Raw genomic sequence first — 20,164 nt, 5'->3', positions numbered from 1 at the left:
TCTACGGGCGGGGTCTGACAACCGGCTCCGGCGGCCTGCCCAGGCCCCGGTTTACGGGACCGTGCGGGAGACGACGTACACCATCGGATAGTTCGGGTCGGACATGTTGACGACCACGTCCTGGGTGGGTGCAGGGTTCTTCTGTTTGCGGGTCAGCCCCGACCAGGGGCCGGGGCCGGTGAAGTTCCAGCCGGAGATCTTCTGGTCGCGGGAGCCGATGGTGATGTGGTCCTTCTCCAGCTGGTCCCGGCGTACGCCCATGGTCCCCAGGAAGCTGTCCAGGCCGGCGCTGTTGGTGCGGAACTGCACGTACAGGCGGCTGGTCTTCCAGTTGTTGGTCTCGTAGTAGGCGATGTAGTCGGCGGGGTGCGGGACGGCCACCTGGTAGAGGCGGCGCTGCACCTTCGAGGGCCAGCCCGGGGTGAGGCCGGTCGCCGAGTACTTCGCCTCCTTGTCCTTGCCGCTGTTGCGGCTCTGGTTGGCGGAGATCACCAGGTAGCCCGCCGGGACACCGATGAGCAGCCCGATGATCAGCAGGGTCAGCGCCCTGCGCTTGGCCTTGTGCCGCGGGTTCTCTGCGGGCCTGCGCGGTTCGTCCGGGGGCGCGGACTGATGGGGCAGCGAGGCGATCATGCGGTGTCCCGGTCGCGGCGGGCCTGGGTGTACCGCTCGTAGCGCTCGTACCGCTCCACCCGGCGCCGCTTGGCCCGCCGGAACCGCCGGGCGACCAGCCGGGCCAGGTCGGCGGCGCCGACCATGCCGGCCTCGGGGCCGAGCTGGGCGCGGGTGATCCGGGCCTCCGGGCGGTAGCCGCGGCCGGTGAGGTGGCGCTTGAAGGCGTCCCGGGCCGGGCCGATGAGCAGGTCGTCGGCGGCGCTGACGCCTCCGCCGATCACGAAGCAGGACGGGTCGAGGGCGGCGGCGAGGTTGGCGATGCCGACGCCGAGCCACTGGCCGATGTCCTGGAGCAGCTCGACGCACATGGCGTCGCCCTCGCGGGCCAGCTCGGTGATCATCGGGCCGGTGATGTCGGCGATGTTGCCCTTGACGTGCTCGATGATCCCGTAGGCCACCGGGGAGTCCGCCGCGGCCAGCTCCTTGGCCTCGCGGACGAGCGCGTTGCCGGAGCTGTACTGCTCCCAGCAGCCGCGGTTGCCGCACGGGCAGCGGTGGCCGCCGGGGACGACCTGCATATGGCCGAACTCACCCGCGACGCCGTACTTGCCGCGCTTGACCTGGCCGTCCTCCAGGATGGCGCCGCCGATGCCGGTGCCGAGCGTGATCATCACGAGGTGGTCCTCGCCACGGCCGGCGCCGAAGCGCCACTCCGCCCAGGCGGCGGTGTTGGCGTCGTTGTCCACGAGGACCGGGACGGAGAGGCGGCCGGCGAGGCGGTCCCGCAGCGGCTCGTTGCGCCAGGACAGGTGGGGCGCGAACAGGACGCGGTTGCGGTCGGCGTCGACCCAGCCGGCGGCGCCGATGCCGACCGCGTGCACGTCGTGGCGGTCGGACAGGTCCAGGACCAGTTCGACGATGGTGTCCTCGACGACCTTGGGGCTCTTGGACTTGTCCGGGGTCTCCGCGCGGAGTTTCTCCAGGATGTTGCCGTCCGCGTCCACCACACCGGCCATGACCTTGGTGCCGCCGATGTCGATGCCGACGGTGGGGACACGGGGGGCGGTCAGGTGTGACCGGCGTTCCCTGGTGCCGACCGTTCGGAGCACGGGGGCCCGGCGGGAGCCGATGGGGGCGGTGAGGTCGCGGTAGGTGCTCATCGGGCTCGATTCTGCCGCACGCTCACGCTGAGTGCTGCGCGGGGCGGGTGAGGGGGGTGCGCGTCCGGTGCCGGCTGCGGGTGCGTCGCGGCTGGTCACGCCCCGCGGCGGAGCCGCATATCGGCACGGCCCCGCGCCCCCTAACCTCGCTGCAGTTCGTGGCGTAGAGCGTCGAGGTCGGATCCGCCTGCCATCTGCTGGGTCAGCTCGTCCAGCGTGATGTCGTCGCGTGTGTGGTTGCCCACCATCGTGCCGCGCCGGAGCAGTACGAAGCGGTCTCCGACGAGGTACGCGTGATGCGGGTTGTGGGTGATCAGGACGACACCCAGGCCCTCGTCGCGCGCTGCCGCCACGTACTTCAGGACCACGCCGGACTGCTTGACGCCCAGGGCCGCCGTCGGCTCGTCCAGGACCAGGACCTTCGCGCCGAAGTGGACGGCCCTGGCGATCGCCACGCACTGGCGTTCGCCGCCGGAGAGCGTGCCGATGGGCTGGTCGACGTCGCGGAGGTCGATGCCCATGCGAAGGAGTTCGGCCCGGGTCGTCTCGCGCATGAGGTCGATGTCCAGGCGCTTGAAGGGGCCCTTGCCCTTGCGGGGCTCGGAGCCGAGGAAGAAGTTGCGCCACACCGGCATGAGGGGGACGACCGCCAGGTCCTGGTAGACCGTGGCGATGCCGCGGTCGAGGGCCTCGCGCGGGGAGGAGAGGGTCGTCTCCTCGCCCTCGATGGTCAGCGTGCCGCCGTCGTGCCGGTGCAGGCCCGAGATGATCTTGATCAGGGTGGACTTGCCGGCCCCGTTGTCGCCGAGGACGCAGGTGATCTCGCCGGGATTGACCTCCAGCGAGACGCCTTCGAGGGCACGGACGGTGCCGTAGTGCTTGCTGACGTCGGCCAGCTGGACGAGGGTCACTTGTCGGCCTCCGCGCGCTTGCGGACCCAGGCGTTGAGCAGGGTCGCGAGGAGCAGCATCGCTCCCAGGAAGAACTTGAACCAGTCGGGGTTCCACTCGGCGAAGACGATGCCCTTGCTCGTCATGCCGAAGAGGAGGGCGCCCACGGCGGAGCCGATCGCGCTGCCGTAGCCGCCGGTGATCAGGCAGCCGCCGATGACGGCCGCGATGATGTAGATCAGCTCGTTGCCGACGCCCTCGCCCGACTGGACGGCGTCGAAGGAGAAGAGCAGGTGCTGGCCGGAGATCCAGGCGCCGAACGCGACGCCCATGTAGAGGCCGATCTTGGTCCTGGCGACCGGGACACCGACCGCGCGGGCCGCGTCCTGGTTGCCGCCGGCCGCGAAGATCCAGTTGCCGGCGCGGGTGCGCAGCAGGATCCAGGAGGCGAGGGCGACCAGGCCGAGCCACCACAGGATGGTGACCTTGAAGTCGACGCCGCCGAGCGTGAGGGTCGAGGCGAAGACGGCGCGGGCGCTCGGGAAGCCCTCCATGTCGGCGACGGTCTTGGTGGAGACCGTGCCGTCGATCAGCTTCGTGAAGCCGAGGTTCATGCCGGTCAGCATCAGGAAGGTGCCCAGCGTGACGATGAAGCTGGGCAGCTTGGTGCGGGTGAGCACGAAGCCGTTGAAGGCACCGACGGCGAGCGTGACCAGGAGCGAGACACCTACGCCGACCCAGGTGTTCGCCGTCATCTGGTAGCTGAACATCGAGGAGATCAGCGCGGAGGACGTCACCAGGACGCCCGCCGACAGGTCGAACTCGCCGCCGATCATCAGCAGGGCCACCGGTACGGCCATGATGCCGATGGTCGAGGAGGCGTACAGGACCGTGCTGAGGCTGGCGGCGCGCAGGAAGCCGTCGGCCGAGAAGGCGAAGACGGCGAAGACGGCGAGCGCGCCGACGACCGAGCCCAGTTCGGGGCGGGAGAGCAGCTTCCGCAGCGGCGAGGTCTGCAGAATCCTTTCGTCGGTCGTGCGTTCCACGGTGGCGGTCATCGGGTGCCCCGCTCGGTGTACTCCGCGAGGGCGGCCGCCTGGTCCTTGGTGATGATCTGCGGACCGGTGAGGACCGGCTGGCCGCCGCCGAGGACGTCGCCGTTGTACTTGTACAGCCACAGCAGGTCGACGGCCTGGTAGCCCTGCAGGTACGGCTGCTGGTCCACGGCGAAGCCGAGGGTGCCGTCCTTCAGTTCGGCGGCGACCTTCGCGTTGAGGTCGAAGGTGTCGATCTCGGCCTTGCTGCCCGCGTCGGCCTTCGCCTTCACCGCGGTGTCGGCGTAGGGGGCGCCGAGGGTGACGACGGCGTCGACGGACTTGTCCGCCTGGAGCTTGGCCCCGATCGCGGACTGCACGTCGGGCATGTTGGTGCCGTTGACGTAGAGCTTCTCGACCTTGCCGTGGAAGGTCTTCGCGACACCGTCGCAGCGCTGCTCGTGACCGACGTTGCCCTGCTCGTGCAGGATGCACAGGGCCTTCTTGCGGCCGCGCTTGTTCAGCTCCTCGCCGACGGACTGGCCGGCGATGTACTCGTCCTGGCCGATGTGGGTGAGGGCACCGAAGGCCTTGGACTCCTCGGAGCCGGAGTTCACCGTGATCACCGGGATGCCGGCCTTCTCGGCGCGGGCCACGGCGGCCTTGAGGGCGTCGGGCTTGGCGAGGGTGACGATGATGCCGTCGACCTTCTTGTCGACCGCCGCGTCCACCAGCTGGGCCTGCTGCTGTGCCTCGTCGTCGTGCGAGTACAGGAAGTTGATGTTGTCCTTGACCGCGGCCTGCTTGGCACCGCTCTGCACGATGTCCCAGAAGGTGTCGCCGTCCCCGGAGTGGGTGATCATCGCGAAGGTCCAGCGGGGGGTGTTCACCGCTGCCCTCCCCTGGGCGGCGGCGGCCTTGCGGGCGTCCTCGGCCCGCTTGCCGCCGGTGCTGCTGCACCCCGACAGGGACACGGAGAGTGCCCCTGCCAGCGCTATGCCCACCAAGGTCCTAAACCGTGCCACGAGGCCGTGCCCTTCTTGCCGTGTCCGTACGTGTGCAAGGGGCCGGTGATCCCTCAGCGGCCCCAAACACTCCAGTATCGGACACGGGGAACACTGCTCATGCGACCGGGGAGCGCCGCCCCTTCGCATTGTCCGGACATCGGGACGAACGGCCGTCCGGCTTTCAGGGGCGCACGAGCAGCTGGAACTCGAAGGAGTACCGGGTGGGGCGGTAGGTGTGGTCGCCGAACTCGACCGCCCGGCCGGTGTCGTCGAACGTGGTGCGCTGCATGGTGAGCAGCGGGGCACCCTCCGCCTCGACGAGCCGCTCGGCCTCGGCGGCCGTGGCGCCGCGGGCGCCGATGGACTGGCGGGCGCTGTGCAGGGTGATCCCGGCGGAGCGCATCAGCCGGTACAGGCCGGTGGCCTCCAGCTGGCCGGTGTCCAGGTCGAGCAGGCCGGGCGGCAGGAAGTTGATCAGGTAGGCCATCGGTTCGCCGTGGGCGAGGCGCAGGCGTTCGATGCGATGGACGTCACTTCCCTCGGCGACGGCGAGCGCGGCCGCGACCTCGGCGGAGGCGGGGACGACGGCGTTGACCAGAACCTTGGTCGCGGGCCGCTGGCCGGCCGCCTCCAGATCGTCGTAGAGGCTGCTCAGTTCCAGGGGGCGCTTGACCTGGCTGTGCACGACCTGAGTGCCCACACCCCGGCGGCGGACCAGCAGGCCCTTGTCCACGAGGGACTGGATGGCCTGGCGGACGGTGGGCCGGGACAGGCCGAGCCGGGCGGCCAGCTCGATCTCGTTGCCCAGGAGACTGCCGGGCGTGAGGTCGCCCTGCTCGATGGCGGCCTCCAGCTGCTGGGAGAGCTGGAAGTACAACGGCACCGGCGAACTACGGTCCACGCGGAGGTCGAGTGACACGGTGGGGTCAACATCTGGTTTCGGCACGGGCCCGAGCGTAGTCCCGTGCCCGGTTGACGGGAAGTTGTGTAGACAGATTGTCCAGTTGTTCGGACATTAGCATTGACAGCGTACGGGGTCCGCCCTCACTTTGTTTCCATGCGCATCGGGGTCATCGGTACGGGCCGCATCGGCACCATTCATGCGAACACGCTGAGCCGCCACCGTGAGGTCGGATCGCTGATCCTGACGGACGCGGACCCGGCGCGGGCACAGGGGCTGGCGCAGCGCCTGGGCGAGACGGCGGCGCCGGGGGTGGACGAGATCTTCAGGTGGGGCGTGGACGCGGTGGTGATCACCACAGCCACGGCCGCGCACGCCGAACTGATCGGTCGGGCAGCCCGCTCGGGCCTGCCGGTCTTCTGCGAGAAACCGATCGCCCTGGACCTGCCGGGCACGCTGGCCGCGCTCGCCGAGGTCGAGACGGCCGGCACGGTGCTGCAGATGGGCTTCCAGCGACGCTTCGACGCGGGGTACGCGGGCGCCCGGGAGGCGGTGCGCTCGGGACGGCTCGGACGGCTGCACACCGTACGGGCGATGACCTCCGACCAGTCCCCTCCCCCGCCGGAGTGGCTGCCGCTGTCGGGCGGGCTGTTCCGGGACACGCTGATCCACGACTTCGACGTACTGCGCTGGGTGACGGGCCGTGAGGTCGTGGACGTGTACGCGACGGGGTCGGACTCGGGCCCCGCGATGTTCCGCGAGGCCGGTGACGTCGACACCGGGGCGGCCCTGCTCACGCTGGACGACGGCACACTGGCGACGGCGACGGCGACCCGGCTCAACGGCGCCGGCTACGACGTCCGCATGGAGCTGGCCGGGGAACGGGACACGGTCGTGGTGGGCCTGGACGACCGCACGCCGGTCGCGTCCACCGAGCCGACCGGGCCGCCGCCCGCGGACAAGCCGTGGGCCGGCTTCCTGGAGCGGTTCGGTCCCGCCTACGAGGCCGAGCTGTGCGCCTTCGTCGATCTGCTGCACGGTCAGCGGCCCAACCCGTGCGACGGCCGCGAGGCCCTGCAGGCACTGCGGATCGCCGAGGCCTGCGAGGTGTCCCGGCGGGAGCGCCGCCCGGTGCGCCTGACGGAGATCCAGGACCGGGCGCAGCCGTCGTACGGCTGAAGCCGCTGCGCTCACCAGCGCACCGGCAGCGTGCGCATCCCTCTCATCAGCAGGCCCGGCAGCCACTCTCCGGGAGAGCCGTCGAGCACGAGTCCGGGGGCGCGCTCCAGGAGGGTTCCGACGGCGGTGCGGCCCTCCAGACGGGCCAGAGGCGCGCCCAGGCAGTAGTGGATGCCGTGGCCGAAGGCGAGGTGACCGCGGGTGTCGCGGCGGATGTCGAAGCGCTGCGGGTCGCTGTAGCGGTCGCCGTCACGCTGGGCGGCGGTGAGCCCGACTATCACGTGATCGCCCTGCTCGATCGTCGTGCCGGCGATCTCCAGGCGCTCGGCGGCGTACCGGAACGTGGCGCTCTGCACCGGGCCCTCGTAGCGCAGCATCTCCTCGACGGCGCCGTCCAGGAGGCTCATGTCGGCGCGCAGGGCGGCGAGTTGGTCGGGGTGGGTGAGAAGGGCGAGGACGCCGTTGCCGATCAGGTTGACGGTGGTCTCGTGGCCTGCGATGAGCAGCAGGAAGGCCATGCCGCGCAGTTCCCGCGGGGAGAGCCGGTCGCCGTCCTCGGCGGTGGTGCGGATCAGGTCGCTGAGCAGGTCGTCGGTGGGTCCGGCGGACCGCTTGTCCTCGATCAGCTCGGTCAGGTACTCGCCGAGACGGATCATCGCCTCGTACTCCGTGTCCCCGTTGGTCGGCGCGACCACCTCGGTGGACATCTTCCGGAACTGCGCGCGGTCCATGTCCGGGACGCCGAGGAGTTCGCAGATGACGGTGATGGGCAGCGGGAAGGCGAGCGCGTCGATGAGGTCGGCGTGGCCGCGCGGAATCATCTCGTCCAGCAGGTCGTCGGTGATCTGCTGGATCCGCGGGCGCAGCCGCTCCACCCGGCGCATCGTGAACGCGCGGGTGACCAGGCCGCGCAGGCGGGTGTGCTGAGGCGGGTCGGTGGCCAGCAGGTGCTTGCCGACCATGTCCTCGTCCAGGAAGGTCGTGCCGATCTTGGAGCCGTCCTTGGCCAGCCGGGAGTCGGCGAGCGCCGCCCGCGCCTCTTCGTACCCCACCACCAGCCAGGCCTCGTACCCCTCGTCCGCGCCCGGCAGCCGGACGCGGTGCACGGGGCCCTGCTCACGCAGGCGCGCGTACACCGGGTGCGGATCCTGGCGGAAGGCGTCCCCGAACTCCCCCAGATCGACCACGTGTTGCCTGTCCATCGCTCCCCTTCCGGACTCCCCCGAGGCCTCCCGGGCACCTCCCGGTGCACGGACAACGCGCGGGGTGCCTGCTTAGTGCCCGTCCTCGTCGAGAAGTCCCGCGTCGTAGGCCAGCAGGGCGATCTGGACCCGGTTGTTGAGGCCGAGCTTGGCCAGGATGCGCGAGACGTGGGTCTTCACGGTGGCCACGCTCATGAACAGTGCGGCGGCGATCTGGGCGTTGGCCAGGCCCCGGCCGACGGCGACGGCGACCTCCCGCTCGCGGTCGCCCAGCGCGGCGAGCCGCTCCCGCGCGCGCTCCTGCCGGGAGTCCGCTGCGGTGCCGGCCGCGTGCCGCATCAACTGGCGGGTGACGGCGGGCGACAGCACCGGCTCCCCGGCCGCGACCCGGCGCACCGCGTCGACGATCTCGGCGGGCGGGGTGTCCTTGAGCACGAACCCGGCGGCGCCCGCGCGCAGGGCGTGCAGCACCTGCTCGTCGGCGTGGAAGGTGGTGAGCACCACGACCTCGGGTGCGTCCGCCCGCTCCCGCAGACTCCGGGTGGCCGTGAGCCCGTCCACCGACGGCATCCGGATGTCCATGAGCACGACGTCCGGCCGGGTCCGCCGGACCGCGTCCTCGACCTGGTCGCCGTCGGCGGCCTCCCCGACGATCTCGATGTCCCCGGACCCGCCCATCATCAGCGCGAGTCCGGCGCGCACCAAGGGGTCGTCGTCGACGAGGAGGAGTCTGATCGGAGTCGCACTCATGGGGGTCACGTAATCACGGGAACGCGCGGTGATGGGCAGGTCCCGGCCAACGGCGGCCGCCCGCCGCGGCTCAGTCCCCGCCGCACGGCAGCCACCCGCGCACCTCGAAGCCCCCGTCCGCCGTCGCCCCGTGCTCCAGGCTGCCGCCGGTCAGCGTGGCGCGTTCGGTCAGGCCGATGAGGCCCTGTCCGGAGCCGGGGACCGGCGGGACGTCGGATGCGGGGGCGGGGTTGCGCACCGTGACCGTCAGGCCGGCCCCGGGGCCGCCGGTGACCTGGACGGTGACGTCGGTGCCGGGGGCGTGCTTGCGGGCGTTGGTGAGGGCCTCCTGGGCGATGCGGTAGGCGGTGCGGCCGACCGAGGCGGGGACGGCGGCCGGATCGGTGACGCAACTCTCCAGGGTGACCTTCATGCCCGCCTCACGACACTCGGCGACCAGGGCGTCCAGCGCGGCCAGCGTCGGCTGCGGGCGGCTCCCGGCCGCGTCGTCGGACTCCCCCGCCCGTAGCACGCCGATGATCTCCCGGAGGTCCTGCAACGCCTCGTGGGCGCTCTCCCGGATGACCCCGGCCGCCCGCGCTATCTCGTCCCGGGGCGCGTCCGGCCGGAACTCCAGGGCTCCGGCATGCACGCTGAGCAGGGTGAGCCGGTGCGCCAGCACGTCGTGCATCTCGCGCGCGATGGCCTCGCGGGCCAGCCGCTGCGCCTGCTCGGCGCGCAGCCGCGCCTCGGTCTCCGCGCGCCGGGCCCGGTCGCGCAGGCTCAGCATGAGCTGCCGCTTGGAGCGGACGAACTTGCCCCAGCCGATGAGGGAGACGGTGAGCAGCACGGTGAACGCGACGACGGCGGCGTAGGGCAGTTCGGGGTCGGGGCGCAGCCAGTAGAAGAGCGGGAGCAGGGCGAGTTCGATACCGCCGATCCAGGCGACATGGCGGAAGGGCCGGTGCACCGCGAGGGTGAAGATGACGACCATCCCGGCGCCGCCCGCGGTGTTGGACAGGAATCCGACCGGGATCATCGCGGCCGCGAGCCCGACCGGCCACCGGCGGCGCAGCCAGAGCGCCCCGCAGGCGAGAGCGCCCAGCACCTGGTCGAGCACGGCGAGGGAGTGCGGCAGCCCGGATTCCTGGGGCAGGGACTGCGCGGTCGCCAGGCCGAGGACGACGGCCAGCAGGAAACACGAGAAGTCGACGACCCAGTCGCGCGCGGTGCGCCGCGGCCGTCGGCCCGGGGCCCCGGCGTCCGGGTCCAGTTCGTGCATCAGGGCGGACGGGAACAGCCACCGGCGGCCCGCGAACTCCTGGGGCGCGCGCGCCGGTTCGTCTTCGCTCACGGTCGGCAAATCTACGCAGGATCGGCTCGGCCGACTGCCCCGTGCCGCGGATCGCCGACCAAAGTCGCACCGGCGTGGACTTTGGGTGGTGCCGCCCGGGCAGGACGTCGTTCCTCCGGCACACATGCCTCGCCCCGCGGCCGATGCGTGGGGGGAAACCGCGGGGCGAGAGTCATGCCATGAGACAGGTGCTGGAATTTCTCGGATTCATCGCCCTGGCACAGGGCGTCATGGGCCTGGTGCACGAGTTCACCGACTGGCACGTGGGTCTCGTGCAGCGGATCGGCTTCCTCGACGGCTACGGGGTCTACGCGAGCGTGGCGCTCCTGCTGCTCGCGTTCGCGCTGTTCGCCGTCGCGGACGGCCGGAGGTCCGGCTGAGCACGGACCGGACCGCCGGCCGGGCGCACCGTTCCCCGGGATCGGACGGTTCGGCTCAGCAGCCGAAGTCGATCAGGTCGAACGTGGCGTAGTGGTCCGAGGTGTAGTAGTCCTCCTGGTCCGCCTTGCCGGTCACGATGCGCCGGGCACCGCGGGTGGAGGAGCCGGGGGTCTTCACCGTGTACTCGTGGTAGTAGCCGGACGAGTGCTTGGGCAGGACGCCTTCACGGTTCGAGAAGACGACGCCGTCCTGCGAGTACGGGAAGGGACCGCCCTGGTCGATGAGGTCCAGGGTGTCGTACGCCTGCGACGGCAGGTCGCTGTAGCAGATGCTGCCGACGGAGGCAGCGGCGTCCGCCGTGGTGGCGGAGACGGTGCCGCCCACGAGAAGGGCGGACAGGAGGGCGGCTGCAGCGCCGATGCGTGTTGCGCGTGGGGGGAATCTCATGGCTCCATGATGACGCGCGTAGACGTTGGCATGTCAACGACAAAGTTGAAGATTTTCCCGTCAAGTCCGATGAGTTTTCGGGAAGTTAACCTGCCGACCGCCACCCCCACTCGGTCCCCACAGGGGCCGGCGCCGGGCGGCGGTGACGGTCCTCGAGCGGGCCCTGGCCTCAGGCCCGGGTGTCTTCGGGGAGGGCGTAGGAGCCGTACTCCGGGGCGCCCAGCAGGTCGTACGACTGGATGGACACGCCCTTGCCGGTGACGCGGCCGCCGGTGTGCCGGAAGCGGGTGGGGACCGCGCCCTCCGTGAACAGGCGGCGGCCGGCGCCGAGGACGACCGGGAAGGTCAGCACGTGCAGGGTGTCGACGAGCCGCAGGTCCAGCAGGGAGCGGACCAGGGCGCTGCTGCCGTGGATCTGCAGTTCGCCGTCCGTGCGCTCCTTGAGGGCCGCGACCTCCTTGGCGAGGTCGCCGCCGACCACGGTGGTGCCGGACCAATCCGGCGCCGTCAGCGTGGACGAGACGACGTACTTCGGCAGGGCGTTCAGCTTCGTGGCGATCGGGTCGGCCGGGTCGGTCGTCTTCGGCCAGTAGGAGGCGAAGATGTCGTACGTACGGCGGCCGAGCAGGAAGCCGCCCACGCGGTCGAAGACCTCGGTGACGAACCCGCCGAAGTCGTCGTCGCCGTACGGAAAGCTCCAGCCGCCCTGGTCGAAGCCGCCGCTGGGGTCCTCCTGGGGGCCGCCGGGCGCCTGGTGGACACCGTCGAGCGTGACGAAGACGGTGGAGACGAGCTTGCCCATGGCGGGTGCCTTCTTCCGGGTGCGGGATCTGCTGTCCTCACTTCAGACCCCGCACACACCCGCAACTCATCGGCTCAGCCCGCGTTCGTCGAGAACAGTCCGCCGGTCGGGCCCTGCTTGTCGCCGCCCTGGGCCTTCTTCAGGGCGTTGGCGAGGCTCTCGATGGTGAGGGACTGCAGGATCACCCTGCCGTTGCCCTCCAGCGTGGCCAGGGACAGGCCCTCGCCGCCGAAGACGGCGTTCATGATGCCCTGGCGGTTGAGGCCGCCGACGCGCTGGACGCCGTACTGGATGCCCTCCTCGAAGGCGACCACACAGCCGGTGTCCACCTCGATCCGGCCGCCGAAGTCCGCCGGGTTCAGGTCGATGAAGTTGCCCGCGCCCGCGATGATCACCGTGCCGTGCCCGGTGAACTTCTCCAGGACGAAGCCCTCGCCGCCGCTCATGCCCGTACGGCCGCCCTGGAAGGCGATGCCGAACTGGACGGTGGACTCGGCGGCCACGAAGGCGTCCTTCTCGGCGAACCACGCGCGCGCGCCGTCCAGCTCCAGGGCGCGCATCTCGCCGGGCAGCACGCCCGCGAAGCCGACCGTGCCCTCGCCGCCCTGGGCGGTGAAGTACTGGAACGCCAGCGACTCCCCGGCCAGCATGCGCTGGCCGACCTGCATGGCGGTGCCCATGGCCTGGCGCAGCATGCCGCCCATGCCGCCCGAGCCGCTCTGCTGACCGCCGTTGCCGTTGCCGTTGCCGCCCGCCGACGGGCTGGACAGGCGGGTCTCCATGGTCACGTTCGTCGTCTTGAACAGGAACTTCCCCGCCTCGCAGTACACGGTCTGGCCGGGGTGCAGGTTGACGACCGCCATCTGCATGGCGTTGCCGACGATCTCTTGCTGAAGGGTCACGGGGGGACAACGCGGGACATGGAGCGAAGAGTTCCGGCGGTGGCCGGATTCGCTGTCCGTTCGCCGCCAGCGGACGGCCCTGGCGGCCGCTGGGATGGAGGCATGACAGCTCACGGAACTCTGAACGGCAAGGTGGCTCTGGTGACCGGCGGCAGCCGGGGCATCGGGGCGGCGGTCGCGCTGCGGCTCGCGCGCGCGGGTGCGGACGTGGCGGTGACCTATGTGAACGGCAAGGAGGCGGCCGAGGACGTCGTACGGGCCGTGGAGGCGCTGGGGCGCCGGGCGGTGGCCCTGCGCGCCGACTCGGCGGACGCCGACGAGGCGGCGGGCGCGGTGGAGCGCACGGCGGAGGTGTACGGCGGGCTCGACGTGCTCGTGAACAACGTGGGCGTGGGGGTGCTGGGCCCGCTGCACACGCTCACGCTGGAGGAGGTCGACCTGGTGCTCGCGGTGAACGTGCGCGGAGTGTTCCTGGCCTCCCAGGCGGCGGCCGCGCGGATGCCGGTCGGCGGCCGGATCGTCACGGTCGGTACATGCATGACGCAGCGGGTGCCGGGACCGGGCGGGACGCTGTACGCGACGAGCAAGGCGGCGCTGGTGGGCCTGACGAAGGCGCTCGCGCGGGAGCTGGGGGAACGCGGCATCACCGCGAACATCGTCCACCCCGGGCCGACGGACACGGACATGAACCCGGCGTCCGGGCCGTACGCGTCCGCGCAGGCGGCGCTGACGGCGCTCGGGCGGTTCGGGACGGCGGAGGAAGTGGCGTCCATGGTGGCGTTCTTGGCGGGACCGGAAGCGGCGTACGTCACCGGGGCCGAGTTCGCGGTGGACGGAGGGCACGCGGCGTGAGCCTTAGCGGACCACGCCCGTCCTGAGAGGAGACGTGGGGCGCACCGGTGCTGTCCCGGCCGGTGCGCCCCACGCGCGCGCGGGCGCCGATCAGCCGCCCAGCTCCTGGTGGCGTGTCGACAGGGCTGTCGTGCCCTGCTCCGTCAGGGTGCCGTACAGCCGCAGGCGGGAGATACCGCCGTCGGGGAAGATGTCCACGCGCGCGTGCGTGCCGACGGCCGGCTGCGGGAGGACGAAGCGGTGGTCGGTGTCGGGCTGGAGGCGGGTGCGCGGGAGGATCTCGGTCCAGTCGCCGTCCTCGCCGTCCTTGACGGAGACCGACGCCCAGCCGGCGCTGTTGCCCTTCAGGTAGGCCGTGTCGATCTCGATCGCGCGGATCTGGGACTGGGCGGCCAGCCGGTAGCGGATCCAGTCGTTGCCCTGGTCGCGGCGGCGGCGCGTCTCCCAGCCGTCGTCCATCTTGCGCGAACGGCCCGGCTGGATGGTGTTGGTGGCCGGGGAGTAGAAGAGGTTCGAGGCGTCCTCGACCTGGCCGCCGTTCTCCAGCGCGACCACGTCGAAGGTGCCCAGGACCGACAGCCACTCGGGGTCGGGCACGACCTCGCCGTACACGCGCAGGCGCGCGATGCCGCCGTCGGGGTGCTGGTTGACGCGCAGGTGGGTGAAGCGCTGTTCGACCGAGACGGCGAAGCCGTTCGCCGCGTGGCCGCCCACCGCCGTGCGCGGCACCAGCGTCGTCCACTTCACGTCGTCGGACAGCAGCTCCTCGGGCGACGGGGAACCGGGGACCGAGGCACCCTCGACCGACACCGCCTGCGGGTAGTTGCCGCGGAAGTGGGCCGTGTCGACGACGATGCCGCGCACGACACCCGGCGCGCCGAGGCGGACCAGCGCCCAGTCGTGGTCCTCGGCCGTGGGCCAGGGGTGCTCGGCGGAGACGCCGCGCCGGCGCCGGGTCTCCCAGCCGTCCATGATCTTGCCCTTGTGGCCGAAGTGCTCGGGGTCGAACTCGGCCGCCCCGGGCAGCAGGAGGTTCTCCCGCTGGGCGAAGAACTCGTCGTTGGCGGCGATGACTCCGGCGCCGAGCTGCCGGTCGGCGAGGTTGGCGTACTGGGTGAAGGGGAAGTCGGCGGTGCGGTAGTCCGCGTACGGGTCGCCTCCTCCGTAGGGGTTCGCGTCGCCGGTGAAGCTGAGTATCGCCGTCACGGTGATCAGGGGTTCCTTTCGGGAGTCGGCGGGATGCGGGTGCGGAGGGTGGCTTACTGGGGGCGGGAGAGGAGTCGGCCCTTCGGCTCGGTGAACTCGCCTTCCGCGACGATGCGCTCGCCGCGCAGCCAGGTGGACTTCACGACGCCGTACAGGGTCTTGCCTGCGTACGCGGTGACCCGGTTGCGGTGCTGGAGGCCGGCCGGGTCGACGGTGAAGGTCTCGTCGGGGGCGAGGACGGCGAAGTCGGCGTCGCGTCCGGCCTCGATGGCGCCCTTGTCGCGCAGGCCGACCAGGGCTGCCGTGCGCGTGGACATCCAGCGGACCACGTCCTCCAGGCCGTGGCCGCGCCTGCGGGCCTCGGTCCACACGGCCGACAGGCTCAGCTGGAGCCCGGAGATGCCGCCCCAGGCGGTGGCGAAGTCGTCGGTCTTCAGGTCGGCCGTCGAGGGCGAGTGGTCGGTGACGACGCAGTCGATGGTGCCGTCGGCCAGCGCCTGCCAGAGCAGGTCCTGGTTGGCGGACTCACGGATGGGCGGGCAGCACTTGAACTCACTGGCGCCGTCGGGGACTTCCTCGGCGGTGAGCGTCAGGTAGTGCGGGCAGGTCTCGACCGTGACCCGGATGCCCTCGGCCCGGGCGGCGGCGATCAGCGGCAGGGCGTCGCTGGAGGACAGGTGCAGGATGTGCACGCGTGCGTTCAGCCGCTTGGCCTGCGCGACGAGGTTCGCGATGGCCGTGTCCTCGGCGTCGCGCGGCCGGGAGGCGAGGAAGTCGGCGTACTTGGGGCCGCCGTGCTGCGGGGCGGCGGCGAGGTGGTGCGGGTCCTCCGCGTGGACGATCAGGAGGCCGTCGAAACCGGCGATCTCCGCCAGGGACCGGGCGAGCTGTTCCTGGTCGAGGTGCGGGAACTCGTCCACACCCGACGGCGACAGGAACGCCTTGAAGCCGAAGACCCCCGCGTCGTGCAGCGGGCGAAGGTCCTTGACGTTGCCGGGCAGGGCGCCGCCCCAGAAACCGACGTCGATGTGCGCCTTGTCGACGGCCACCTTCTGCTTGACCCGCAGGTTCTCGACCGTGGTGGTCGGCGGGAGGGAATTGAGGGGCATGTCGACGAGGGTGGTGATGCCGCCGGCCGCCGCCGCGCGCGTGGCGGTCCAGAAGCCCTCCCACTCGGTGCGGCCCGGGTCGTTGACGTGTACGTGGGTGTCCACCAGGCCGGGCAGCAGGACGTGGTCGCCGAAGTCCTCCAGGCGTGCGGTGGCCGGGACCTCGGCGTCGTACGGCAGTACGGCCGTGATCCTGCCTGCGGACACGGTGACCGTGGCGGCCCGTGCCCCTTCCGGAGTGATGACACGCGTCGAGCGCAGCACCAGTTCAGCGTCGGACACCCGAACCCCTCTCTCTGCCGCCGTTTTACTTCCAGGAAACGGGATTTACACCCACGTAACGGAATTCAACGTTCTGTTGAAGGAGTCTTCACTCCCGCCACCCCGCCGTCAAGAGGCACACTCCTGGGCAGCACCGCACGAGTGCCCACTCTGGACATTTCCACAAAGCGGAATTAGAATTCCAGCAAGCAGAACGTAGCTACGTACGAGCAGGGAGTCAACCGACTGCCGGGTAGGCTTCTGCCCTTCCTGCCAGTCCCGAAAGGAACGCGCCGTGCCGACGTCCAGCGCCAGCACCAACGACTCCGCCAAGTCCTCCGCCAGCGGCGGGGTCCAGTCACTGGAGCGTGCCTTCGATCTGCTCGAGCGGATGGCGGACGCCGGCGGCGAGGTCGGCCTCAGCGAGCTGTCCGCCACCAGCGGGCTGCCCCTGCCCACCATCCACCGCCTGATGCGCACCCTGGTGGCCTGCGGCTACGTACGCCAGCAGCCGAACCGGCGGTACGCGCTCGGCCCGCGGCTGATCCGGCTCGGCGAGTCCGCGTCCCGACTGCTCGGCACCTGGGCGCGGCCGTACCTCGCCCGGCTGGTCGAGGAGACCGGCGAGACGGCGAACATGGCGCTGCTGGACGGCGACGAGATCGTGTACGTGGCGCAGGTGCCGTCCAAGCACTCGATGCGGATGTTCACCGAGGTGGGGCGGCGGGTCCTGCCGCACTCGACGGGCGTGGGCAAGGCGCTGCTGGCCGGCGTGCCGGACGACGAGGTGCGCGCGCTTCTCGCCCGCACGGGTATGCCGGCCGCGACGGAGAAGACCATCACCACGCCGGACGGTTTCCTGGCCGCGCTGGAGGACGTGCGGCGGCTGGGGTACGCCGTGGACGACAACGAGCAGGAGATCGGCGTCCGCTGCCTCGCGGTGCCCGTGCCGGACTCCCCCACCGCGGCCGCGATCTCCATCTCCGGGCCTGCGGGGCGGGTCACGGAGGCGGCGACGGACAGGATCGTGCCTGTGCTGCAGGGCATCGCCGTGGAGCTTTCCGAGGCGCTGGCCAGCTCGGGCGCCTGAGAGAGGCTGCGATCCGGCCAGGGTCCGGCCCCCGGCCGTGCCGGTCCGCGTGCCCACGGCCGCGACGGTACCGGTGCCCGCGCCGTGGCGGGCCGGAGGAGGCTGCGGCCGTCTTTCGTGGCAGTTGTCGACGAGGCTCGGCCGAGGGCCGGTTCAGTCTCCCTGCCGGTCGCGCGGCGGCTCCCCGAACAGGTCCACCGCGTACCGCACTCCCGACAGTCCGCGCGCCAGGGCGCTGACCGAGCCGATCGCACCGGCGATCAGTAACAGGGATCTGCGCAGGCGCGGTATCTCCGGCATGCCGCCGCCGGCCATCGCGGCCAGGGTGGCCAGCTCGTCCTCGGCTATGCCCCGGTCGGGGAACTCGGACGGGAGCGCGGCGAGTTCGCGGCGCAGCCGGGACACCGCGGTCCGCAGTTCCGCCACCCTCGGATCCTCGTCGCTGCCGGTCACTGACCTCTGCCCCAAGCTCTGCAACACAGCCCTCCCCCCTGGCACGCCGTCGTGCGCGGGTCAGTAAACGCCACGCCGTCCCGCGGCGCCACAGCGCGGACCGAAATTCAGCCCAAGGGAACCGGCTGCCGCGGTCCGCGTCAGGTATGCAGGACGCATGACGGACAAGCGGGACCATCGTGAGGAGATCGCCGGACTGCTGCTCGCGGCGGGTGGCGGCAGACGGCTCGGCGGGCGGCCCAAGGCGCTGCTGGAGCACCGGGGGCGCCCCCTGGTCGAACACGCGGCCGGGGTGCTGCGTGCGGCCGGATGCGACCGGATCCACGTCGTCCTCGGTGCGCGGGCGGACGACGTCCGGGAGCGGGCCGAGCTGAGCGGCTGCGTGCTGGTCGACAACCCCGACTGGGCCGAGGGCATGGGCTCCTCCCTGCGCGCCGGACTCGGCTCGCTCGCCGGTACGGGCGTGCGCGCGGCCCTGGTGAGCCTGGTCGACCAGCCGGGGATCGGGCCGGACGCGGTGGCCCGGGTACTCGGCGCGTACGAGGGCGACACCTCGCTGGTCTCGGCCGCCTACGACGGCGTACGCGGGCATCCGGTGCTCTTCGGCGCGGCCCACTGGACGGGCATCTCGGCGGCCGCCACCGGCGACCGCGGCGCGCGCGCCTACCTGAAGGAACACGCTTCGGCGGTCCGCCTCGTGGAGTGCGCGGACGTGGCCGAGCCGTACGACATCGACACGGAGGCCGACCTGAGCCACCTTGAGTGAACGGGGTGGCACCGAGCGCCACCTTGCCTCGACTCAGAGAATCTCGATATCAACAAACCATTGAAGTTCCACGATGAGGAAACTACTATCCACTGCTCAGAAGCGTCCGACCGCACAGTGGGCGCTCACTGTCCTATTCGTGCCACTAGGCACCCGGTGCCACCGCTGAAGGAAGTGACAGCTCATGTCCGCACCAGCGCCGTCCCCGCTGGCCATCGTCGACGCCGAGCCCCTGCCCCGGCAGGAGGAGGTCCTCACCGACGCGGCGCTCGCCTTCGTGGCGGAGCTGCACCAGCGGTTCACCCCGCGCCGTGACGAACTCCTCGCCCGCCGTGCGGAGCGCCGCGCCGAGATCGCCCGCACCTCCACGCTCGACTTCCTCCCGGAGACGGCCGCCGTCCGCGCGGACGACTCCTGGCGGGTCGCCCCGGCCCCGGCCGCACTGAACGACCGGCGCGTCGAGATCACCGGCCCCACCGACCGCAAGATGACCATCAACGCGCTCAACTCCGGCGCGCGGATCTGGCTCGCCGACTTCGAGGACGCCTCCGCGCCCACCTGGGAGAACGTGATCCTCGGCCAGGTCAACCTGAGCGACGCCTACACCCGCCACATCGACTTCACGGACGAGCGCACCGGCAAGTCGTACGCCCTGCGCCCGAACGAGGAGCTGGCGACCGTCGTCATGCGCCCGCGCGGCTGGCACCTGAACGAGCGCCACCTCGTCGACGCCGACGGCAAGCCGGTCCCCGGCGCCTTCGTCGACTTCGGCCTGTACTTCTTCCACAACGCCCGGCGTCTGCTGGACCTCGGCAAGGGCCCGTACTTCTACCTGCCCAAGACCGAGTCGCACCTCGAGGCCCGCCTGTGGAACGAGGTGTTCGTCTTCGCGCAGGACTACCTCGGCATCCCGCAGGGCACCGTCCGCGCCACCGTCCTGATCGAGACGATCACGGCGGCGTACGAGATGGAGGAGATCCTCTACGAACTGCGCGACCACGCCTCCGGGCTGAACGCCGGCCGCTGGGACTACCTGTTCTCCATCGTGAAGAACTTCCGCGACGGCGGGCCGAAGTTCGTCCTGCCGGACCGCAACGCCGTGACGATGACCGCCCCGTTCATGCGGGCGTACACCGAACTCCTCGTCCGCACCTGCCACAAGCGCGGTGCGCACGCCATCGGCGGCATGGCGGCCTTCATCCCCTCCCGCAAGGACGCCGAGGTCAACAAGGTGGCCTTCGAGAAGGTCCGCGCCGACAAGGACCGCGAGGCGAACGACGGCTTCGACGGCTCCTGGGTCGCCCACCCGGACCTCGTCCCGATCGCCATGGAGTCCTTCGACCGGGTCCTCGGCGACCGGCCGAACCAGAAGGACCGCCTGCGCGAGGACGTCCACGTCGAGGCGGCCGACCTCATCGCGATCGACTCGCTGGCCGCGAAGCCGACCTACCACGGGCTCGTCAACGCCGTCCAGGTCGGCATCCGGTACATCGAGGCCTGGCTGCGCGGGCTCGGCGCGGTCGCCATCTTCAACCTGATGGAGGACGCGGCCACCGCGGAGATCTCCCGCTCCCAGATCTGGCAGTGGATCAACGCGGGCGTCGAGTTCGAGAACGGCGACAGGGCCACCCCGGAGCTGGCCCGCAAGGTCGCCGGCGAGGAACTGGACTCCATCCGCAAGGAGATCGGCGAGGAGGCCTTCGCGGCCGGACACTGGCAGCAGGCCCACGACCTGCTGCTCCAGGTGTCCCTCGACGACGACTACGCCGACTTCCTCACCCTGCCGGCGTACGAGCAGCTGCGCGGCTGACCCCGCCCACGCCC

General features: G+C 71.3%; 21 protein-coding genes. 6 read left to right on the top strand and 15 right to left on the bottom strand.

Annotated elements, in window-relative coordinates:
* Positions 1–51: 51 nt before the first annotated feature.
* From FB157_RS17380 to FB157_RS17355, 6 genes are all read right to left on the bottom strand, one after another.
* The gene (locus tag FB157_RS17380; RefSeq protein ID WP_145880683.1) at positions 52–633 is read right to left on the bottom strand and encodes a sugar kinase; all 582 of its coding nucleotides are present in this window, start codon (positions 631–633) and stop codon (positions 52–54) included.
* Positions 630–1,775, bottom strand: coding sequence for an ROK family glucokinase (locus tag FB157_RS17375; protein WP_145880681.1), 1,146 nt, complete (start codon positions 1,773–1,775; stop codon positions 630–632). The genes FB157_RS17380 and FB157_RS17375 overlap by 4 nt, the downstream gene beginning before the upstream one ends.
* A gap of 140 nt (positions 1,776–1,915) precedes the next feature.
* Positions 1,916–2,686 (bottom strand): ATP-binding cassette domain-containing protein, encoded by a 771-nt coding sequence (locus FB157_RS17370; RefSeq protein ID WP_145880679.1) that lies wholly within the window; start codon positions 2,684–2,686, stop codon positions 1,916–1,918.
* On the bottom strand, positions 2,683–3,723 hold the full coding sequence (locus FB157_RS17365; RefSeq protein ID WP_145880677.1) for an ABC transporter permease: 1,041 nt from the start codon (positions 3,721–3,723) through the stop codon (positions 2,683–2,685). Before FB157_RS17365 ends, FB157_RS17370 begins: the two co-directional genes overlap by 4 nt.
* Positions 3,720–4,724: a sugar ABC transporter substrate-binding protein gene (locus FB157_RS17360; RefSeq protein WP_145880676.1), complete on the bottom strand. Its 1,005-nt coding sequence runs from the start codon at positions 4,722–4,724 to the stop codon at positions 3,720–3,722. The genes FB157_RS17365 and FB157_RS17360 overlap by 4 nt, the downstream gene beginning before the upstream one ends.
* A 163-nt stretch (positions 4,725–4,887) precedes the next feature.
* The gene (locus FB157_RS17355) at positions 4,888–5,625 is read right to left on the bottom strand and encodes a GntR family transcriptional regulator (RefSeq protein WP_145880674.1); all 738 of its coding nucleotides are present in this window, start codon (positions 5,623–5,625) and stop codon (positions 4,888–4,890) included.
* A gap of 138 nt (positions 5,626–5,763) precedes the next feature.
* On the opposite strand from FB157_RS17355, the gene FB157_RS17350 reads away from it, so the two are divergent.
* Complete coding sequence (locus FB157_RS17350) at positions 5,764–6,786, top strand: Gfo/Idh/MocA family oxidoreductase (RefSeq protein ID WP_145880672.1); 1,023 nt, start codon at positions 5,764–5,766, stop codon at positions 6,784–6,786.
* A gap of 11 nt (positions 6,787–6,797) precedes the next feature.
* Here FB157_RS17350 and FB157_RS17345 read toward each other — a convergent pair whose 3' ends face one another.
* The 3 genes from FB157_RS17345 to FB157_RS17335 all read right to left on the bottom strand — a co-directional run bounded on the left by FB157_RS17345 (position 6,798) and on the right by FB157_RS17335 (position 10,071).
* Positions 6,798–7,988: a cytochrome P450 gene (locus FB157_RS17345; protein WP_186581551.1), complete on the bottom strand. Its 1,191-nt coding sequence runs from the start codon at positions 7,986–7,988 to the stop codon at positions 6,798–6,800.
* A 72-nt stretch (positions 7,989–8,060) separates the two neighbouring features.
* Positions 8,061–8,738 (bottom strand): response regulator transcription factor, encoded by a 678-nt coding sequence (locus FB157_RS17340; RefSeq protein ID WP_145880670.1) that lies wholly within the window; start codon positions 8,736–8,738, stop codon positions 8,061–8,063.
* Positions 8,739–8,808: 70 nt separating this feature from the next.
* Positions 8,809–10,071 (bottom strand): sensor histidine kinase, encoded by a 1,263-nt coding sequence (locus tag FB157_RS17335; protein WP_385166769.1) that lies wholly within the window; start codon positions 10,069–10,071, stop codon positions 8,809–8,811.
* 179 nt (positions 10,072–10,250) lie between these two features.
* On the opposite strand from FB157_RS17335, the gene FB157_RS17330 reads away from it, so the two are divergent.
* The gene (locus FB157_RS17330) at positions 10,251–10,451 is read left to right on the top strand and encodes a hypothetical protein (protein ID WP_145880666.1); all 201 of its coding nucleotides are present in this window, start codon (positions 10,251–10,253) and stop codon (positions 10,449–10,451) included.
* Between the two features lie 55 nt (positions 10,452–10,506).
* Here FB157_RS17330 and FB157_RS17325 read toward each other — a convergent pair whose 3' ends face one another.
* The 3 genes from FB157_RS17325 to FB157_RS17315 form a co-directional block, all read right to left on the bottom strand.
* Complete coding sequence (locus tag FB157_RS17325; protein ID WP_145880664.1) at positions 10,507–10,899, bottom strand: ribonuclease domain-containing protein; 393 nt, start codon at positions 10,897–10,899, stop codon at positions 10,507–10,509.
* 169 nt (positions 10,900–11,068) lie between these two features.
* Positions 11,069–11,701: a dihydrofolate reductase family protein gene (locus tag FB157_RS17320; RefSeq protein ID WP_145880662.1), complete on the bottom strand. Its 633-nt coding sequence runs from the start codon at positions 11,699–11,701 to the stop codon at positions 11,069–11,071.
* Between the two features lie 74 nt (positions 11,702–11,775).
* Positions 11,776–12,603: an AIM24 family protein gene (locus tag FB157_RS17315; RefSeq protein ID WP_145880660.1), complete on the bottom strand. Its 828-nt coding sequence runs from the start codon at positions 12,601–12,603 to the stop codon at positions 11,776–11,778.
* A 102-nt stretch (positions 12,604–12,705) separates the two neighbouring features.
* Between FB157_RS17315 and FB157_RS17310 the strand changes: the two genes are divergently transcribed.
* The gene (locus FB157_RS17310; protein WP_145880659.1) at positions 12,706–13,455 is read left to right on the top strand and encodes an SDR family oxidoreductase; all 750 of its coding nucleotides are present in this window, start codon (positions 12,706–12,708) and stop codon (positions 13,453–13,455) included.
* Positions 13,456–13,545: 90 nt separating this feature from the next.
* On the opposite strand, the gene alc is transcribed toward FB157_RS17310, so the two are convergent.
* Together alc and allB are read right to left on the bottom strand one after the other, a co-directional pair.
* Positions 13,546–14,661: an allantoicase gene (alc, locus tag FB157_RS17305; protein WP_145880657.1), complete on the bottom strand. Its 1,116-nt coding sequence runs from the start codon at positions 14,659–14,661 to the stop codon at positions 13,546–13,548.
* 53 nt (positions 14,662–14,714) lie between these two features.
* Positions 14,715–16,052, bottom strand: a complete 1,338-nt coding sequence (allB, locus tag FB157_RS17300) for an allantoinase AllB (protein ID WP_145880656.1) — start codon at positions 16,050–16,052, stop codon at positions 14,715–14,717.
* A gap of 274 nt (positions 16,053–16,326) precedes the next feature.
* On the opposite strand from allB, the gene FB157_RS17295 reads away from it, so the two are divergent.
* Positions 16,327–17,121 (top strand): IclR family transcriptional regulator, encoded by a 795-nt coding sequence (locus tag FB157_RS17295; RefSeq protein WP_145880654.1) that lies wholly within the window; start codon positions 16,327–16,329, stop codon positions 17,119–17,121.
* 153 nt (positions 17,122–17,274) lie between these two features.
* Here FB157_RS17295 and FB157_RS17290 read toward each other — a convergent pair whose 3' ends face one another.
* Entirely contained in the window at positions 17,275–17,601 is a 327-nt protein-coding gene (locus FB157_RS17290) for a DUF5955 family protein (protein ID WP_186581550.1), read from the bottom strand.
* A gap of 130 nt (positions 17,602–17,731) precedes the next feature.
* Between FB157_RS17290 and FB157_RS17285 the strand changes: the two genes are divergently transcribed.
* Together FB157_RS17285 and aceB are read left to right on the top strand one after the other, a co-directional pair.
* Positions 17,732–18,340 carry an NTP transferase domain-containing protein gene (locus tag FB157_RS17285; RefSeq protein WP_145880650.1) on the top strand — a complete coding sequence of 203 codons (609 nt, stop codon included), beginning with the start codon at positions 17,732–17,734 and terminating at the stop codon, positions 18,338–18,340.
* Positions 18,341–18,524: 184 nt separating this feature from the next.
* A complete protein-coding gene (aceB, locus tag FB157_RS17280; protein WP_145880649.1) occupies positions 18,525–20,150 on the top strand; it encodes a malate synthase A in 1,626 nt (541 codons plus the stop codon).
* The last annotated feature ends 14 nt before the right edge of the window (positions 20,151–20,164 follow it).

The sequence above is a fragment of the Streptomyces sp. BK340 genome, from assembly GCF_007827595.1.
Taxonomy (GTDB): Bacteria; Actinomycetota; Actinomycetes; order Streptomycetales; family Streptomycetaceae; genus Streptomyces.
The sequence above is the reverse complement of the archived record's forward strand: the minus strand, read 5'-3'. Positions and strand labels throughout refer to the sequence as shown.

What these genes read in the sequence shown, in the direction of transcription:
- FB157_RS17380 (WP_145880683.1), bottom strand. Translation starts at nt 633, where the DNA reads ATGATCGCCTCGCTGCCCCATCAGTCCGCGCCCCCGGACGAACCGCGC.
- FB157_RS17375 (WP_145880681.1), bottom strand. Translation starts at nt 1,775, where the DNA reads ATGAGCACCTACCGCGACCTCACCGCCCCCATCGGCTCCCGCCGGGCC.
- FB157_RS17365 (WP_145880677.1), bottom strand. Translation starts at nt 3,723, where the DNA reads ATGACCGCCACCGTGGAACGCACGACCGACGAAAGGATTCTGCAGACC.
- FB157_RS17350 (WP_145880672.1), top strand. Translation starts at nt 5,764, where the DNA reads ATGCGCATCGGGGTCATCGGTACGGGCCGCATCGGCACCATTCATGCG.
- FB157_RS17345 (WP_186581551.1), bottom strand. Translation starts at nt 7,988, where the DNA reads ATGGACAGGCAACACGTGGTCGATCTGGGGGAGTTCGGGGACGCCTTC.
- FB157_RS17340 (WP_145880670.1), bottom strand. Translation starts at nt 8,738, where the DNA reads ATGAGTGCGACTCCGATCAGACTCCTCCTCGTCGACGACGACCCCTTG.
- FB157_RS17330 (WP_145880666.1), top strand. Translation starts at nt 10,251, where the DNA reads ATGAGACAGGTGCTGGAATTTCTCGGATTCATCGCCCTGGCACAGGGC.
- FB157_RS17325 (WP_145880664.1), bottom strand. Translation starts at nt 10,899, where the DNA reads ATGAGATTCCCCCCACGCGCAACACGCATCGGCGCTGCAGCCGCCCTC.
- FB157_RS17320 (WP_145880662.1), bottom strand. Translation starts at nt 11,701, where the DNA reads ATGGGCAAGCTCGTCTCCACCGTCTTCGTCACGCTCGACGGTGTCCAC.
- FB157_RS17310 (WP_145880659.1), top strand. Translation starts at nt 12,706, where the DNA reads ATGACAGCTCACGGAACTCTGAACGGCAAGGTGGCTCTGGTGACCGGC.
- FB157_RS17285 (WP_145880650.1), top strand. Translation starts at nt 17,732, where the DNA reads ATGACGGACAAGCGGGACCATCGTGAGGAGATCGCCGGACTGCTGCTC.
- aceB (WP_145880649.1), top strand. Translation starts at nt 18,525, where the DNA reads ATGTCCGCACCAGCGCCGTCCCCGCTGGCCATCGTCGACGCCGAGCCC.